This window comes from Streptomyces sp. NPDC006283 (assembly GCF_040613325.1).
Taxonomy (GTDB): domain Bacteria; phylum Actinomycetota; class Actinomycetes; order Streptomycetales; family Streptomycetaceae; genus Streptomyces.
Map to the genome: position 1 here is coordinate 1 of NZ_JBEXRZ010000350.1, position 4176 is coordinate 4176.

Below are 4176 nucleotides of genomic sequence, written 5' to 3' on the forward strand. Positions count from 1 at the left end.
CCCCGGGCCGCTGCGGCCCGGGGGTCCGATGCACTGCGCCGTGTCGCCGGCGCGCACGAGGGGGAGCGGGTGCTGGTCGTCGCCCACAACACCCTGCTGCGGCTGGTGCTCTGCGAGCTGCTGGGCATCCCGCTCCGCGACTACCGCAGGGTCTTCCCGCAGCTGCGCAACGCCGCGGTCACCGAGATCCGGCTGGCCGGCGACGGTGGGCCGGCCGCGCTGCTCGGACTCAATCTGCCGTGCTGACCTCGGCCGCGGCCCGGGACTCGCGCACCTTCTGGAGCACGAAGCCGGCAACGGCCAGCAGCAGGGTCAGACCGCCGGTCCACACCAGCTGGACCCGGGTGCCCGGCTCACGCGCCATCAGGACGAACACCGCGGCCATGCCCAGCAGCGCCACCCAGGTCAGACCGGGGTACAGCCACATCTTCACGACCAGCTTCTCGGGCGCCTCGCGCTCGGTGCGGCGGCGCAGCAGCAGCTGGGAGACGGCGATGAAGATCCAGACGACCAGGATGATCGCGCCGATCGTGTTGAGCAGCCACTGGAAGATGTCGTTCGGCCGCCAGTAGCTGAGCAGCACGCACAGGAAGCCGAAGACGGAGGAGGACAGTACGGCGATGCGCGGCACGCCGCCGAAGATCCGTCCGAGCGCCTTCGGGCCCTGCCTGCGGGCCACCAGCGAGCAGGCCATGCGGGACGCGCCGTAGATGTTCGCGTTCATCGCGGAGAGCAGGGCGACGAAGACGACGACCTGGAGCACCGTGGCCGCGCCGGGGATGTCGAGGTGGTTGAGCGTGGTGACGTACGGGCCCTTGTCCGGGTTGGCGACGTCCGGGTCGTTCCACGGCACCAGCGTCACGATGACCGCCATCGAGCCGATGTAGAAGACCGCGATACGCCACATCGCGGTGCGCACCGCCTTGGCGACGCCCTGCACCGGGTGCTCGGACTCGGCGGCGGCGATGGTGACCGTCTCCAGACCGCCGTAGGCGAAGACGGAGGCGAGCAGTCCGACGACCAGTCCCTCCGTGCCGTTCGGCATGAAACCGCCGTCGCCCGTGAGGTTGGCGGTCCCGGGGGCGTCCGTGCCCGGCAGCACGCCCACGATGGCGAGCACGCCGATGCCCAGGAAGACCACGATCGCGCCGACCTTGAGGGCGGCGAACCAGAACTCGAACTCGCCGAAGTTCTTCACGGCGGCCAGGTTCGTTCCGCAGAAGACCAGCATGAACAGCGCGACCCAGGCCCATTCCGGTGTCCCCGGCAGCCAGCCCGTCATGATCTTGGCGGCGCCGATGCCCTCGAGGCCGACCGCCACGCAGAGCAGGAACCAGAACGCCCAGCCGGCCGTGAAGCCCGCCCACGGGCCGATGGCCCTCTCCGCGTGCACGGAGAAGGAGCCGGAAGCCGGGTTCGCCGCCGACATCTCGCCGAGCATGCGCATCACCAGCATGACGAGCAGACCGGAGATGGCGTAGGCGACGACGATCGAGGGGCCGGCCGCGGCGATGCCCGCGCCGGAACCGACGAAGAGCCCGGCGCCGATGACACCTCCGAGGGCGATCATCGACAGATGGCGTTGTTTGAGCCCGTGCGTGAGCGTGGCGTCGGCCTGCTGGTCGACGGGCGCTGGCGCGGTGGTCCGAGACATGGGCATGCCCTGTTCATGAGCCGAGACGGGGGAGCGGACCAGTCTGGTCACGTGCACCGGTTACAGGGAACAGATGTCCGCTATACGGTCACGATGTTCACGGAAGGTCAACAACCGCACACAAAAAGGCCACAAGTCAGCGGCGCCGTGCACGCATCTCCCGCGCGGCCGAAACCAGGAGGACGAGGCCGGTCGCGCCACCCGACCACAGCACCTGCGGCCGGGCCTGTTCGTCCGTCAGCATCAGCACCAGCACGGCCGCCATCGCCGCCAGAGCCGCCCAGGTGAGCCACGGGAACGCCCACATCCGCAAGGTCAGCAGCTCCGGGGCCTGGCTCTCGAGGCGTCGGCGCAGCCGCAGTTGGGCCACGGCGATGAAGGCCCACACGAACAGCAGTACCGCGCCCACCGAGTTGAGCATGTAGAGGAAGACGGAATCAGGCCACCGCAGATTGAGCAGCACGGAGACGAAGCCGAACGCGACAGAGGCCAGCACCGCCCGGCGCGGCACGCCGCCGGCGGTGACCTTCAGCAGACCCTTCGGCGCCTCACCGCGCTCCGCGAGGGAGAACACCATCCGCGAGGAGCCGTACAGATTGGCGTTGAGCGCGGACAGCAGCGCCACGAAGATCACGATCTCCATGATCCGGCCGGCGCTCGGCACGCCGATCGAGTCCAGCACCGCGACATACGGGCTCAGGCCCGCCTTCTGCGCGGTCCACGGCAGCACGGTCACGATGACCAGCATCGAGCCCACATAGAAGAAGAGGATGCGGACCACGGCGCTGCGTACGGCGCGCCCCACCGCGTGAGCGGGGTCCTTGGTCTCCGCGGCGGCGATCGTGACGACCTCGAGGCCTCCGAAGGCGAAGACGACGACGAGCACACCGGAGATCACCCCGGACCAGCCGTTCGGCAGGAAGCCGCCGTCGCCCGTGAGATGGGTCAGACCGACCGGTTCCGTGTCGGGGAGCAGCCCGAAGATCGCGAGCGTTCCCAGCGCCAGGAAGAGGACGATCGCGCCGACCTTGAGGGCGGCGAACCAGAACTCGAACTCGCCGAAGTTCTTCACGGCCGCGAGGTTGGCGACGGTGAAGACCACCATGAAGACCAGCACCCAGCCCCACTGGGGGACGGCAGGCACCCAGCCGTGCGCGATGCCCGCGGCCCCCGTGGCCTCCACGGCGAGCACGACCACCAGCAGGAACCAGTAGAGCCAGCCGACGCTGAAGCCGGCCCAGCGGCCCAGCGCCCGCTCCGCGTGCACCGAGAAGGAACCTGACGCGGGCATCGCCGACGACATCTCGCCGAGCATCCGCATCACCAGCATCGCGATGGTGCCCGAGATCAGATACGACAGCACGATGCCGGGACCGGCGACGGAGATGCCCGCGCCCGACCCCACGAACAGACCGGCACCGATCACCCCGCCGAGGCCCAGCATGGTCAGGTGGCGCTGCTTGAGCCCGTGGCTCAGGGGTTCGGCCTCTGCGGCCAGGGGCGGGGGCGGTGCGTCGCGCATGTGCTGGAGAACTCTCGGCTCACTCTGTACGAGTCATGGGGCGAGTTATTGGGTCTCTACAGTCTCTCCGAGCAAGGCCCGCCGACGCAAAACGGTCCTCGAGCCCCGGACCTCAGTGACGAGTGTCACGTCGGCATCGGCATGATCCATGCTCTTTGTGTGAACCCCACCAAGCCGTCAACGGCCGCTTTGTGGGCGGCTGCTGGTGATCGAGCGATTCTCCGTGGGCTACGGTCAGCCTGTTCCGAACTGCCCTCACCTTTTTGCGGAGTCCTGATGAGCACTGCTGCCGCCCCCGTTCGAACCGGAGCGGTCCTCGCCGACCTGCTGCCCGCATCCCGGGTCCGGGACATCACCCTCGTCGTCGGCGGCGCCGCCCTCACCGGCATCGCGGCCCAGATCGCCGTCCCGGTCCCCGGCTCCCCGGTCCCGGTCTCGGGCCAGACCTTCGCCGCCCTGCTCGTCGGCACGGCCCTCGGCGCCCGCCGCGGCTTCCTGTCCCTCGCCCTGTACGCCGTCGCCGGCATGGCGGGCGTGCCGTGGTTCGCCCAGGCGACCTCCGGCTACGCGATGCCGTCCTTCGGCTACATCCTCGGCATGCTGCTCGCCGCCACCGTCGTGGGCGCCCTCGCCCGCCGCGGCGCCGACCGCTCCGTGCTGCGCATGGCGGGTGCGATGGCCGCGGGCTCCGCGATCATCTACGCGGTGGGTGTGCCGTACCTGGCCCTCGCCACCGGTATGTCCCTGGGGGAGGCGGTCGCCGCCGGCCTGGTCCCGTTCCTCATTGGTGACGCGCTGAAGGCCGCCCTGGCGATGGGCGCGGTGCCCACCGCGTGGAAGCTCATCGGCCGCCGCGGCTGACACCGGGGTTTTGTCCCTCAACCCTCATCCGCAGAAGAGGCTCGCCGGGTCGTGCAGTGACCTGAGACAGGCCGGCCGGATGATCTTTTTTTTGTCGTTCTGGCCCTGCGTCAGGGCGGCGCCGCGCAACCCCATTCCG

At 69.7% G+C, this 4176-nt stretch carries 4 protein-coding genes; 2 read left to right on the plus strand and 2 right to left on the minus strand.

Annotation, left to right across the window (positions count from 1 at the left end):
* A partial coding sequence (locus ABZ070_RS35620) for a histidine phosphatase family protein (RefSeq protein ID WP_356640152.1) occupies positions 1-246 on the plus strand: 246 nt, incomplete at its 5' end.
* Here ABZ070_RS35620 and ABZ070_RS35625 read toward each other — a convergent pair.
* Together ABZ070_RS35625 and ABZ070_RS35630 are read right to left on the minus strand one after the other, a co-directional pair.
* Entirely contained in the window at positions 230-1654 is a 1425-nt protein-coding gene (locus ABZ070_RS35625) for an amino acid permease (protein ID WP_356640158.1), read from the minus strand. The two genes, ABZ070_RS35620 and ABZ070_RS35625, sit on opposite strands and share 17 nt — an antisense overlap.
* A gap of 136 nt (positions 1655-1790) precedes the next feature.
* Positions 1791-3176, minus strand: coding sequence for an amino acid permease (locus tag ABZ070_RS35630; protein ID WP_356640154.1), 1386 nt, complete (start codon positions 3174-3176; stop codon positions 1791-1793).
* Between the two features lie 276 nt (positions 3177-3452).
* Here ABZ070_RS35630 and ABZ070_RS35635 point away from each other — a divergent pair, with 276 nt between their 5' ends.
* On the plus strand, positions 3453-4037 hold the full coding sequence (locus ABZ070_RS35635) for a biotin transporter BioY (RefSeq protein WP_356640156.1): 585 nt from the start codon (positions 3453-3455) through the stop codon (positions 4035-4037).
* Positions 4038-4176: the final 139 nt, after the last annotated feature.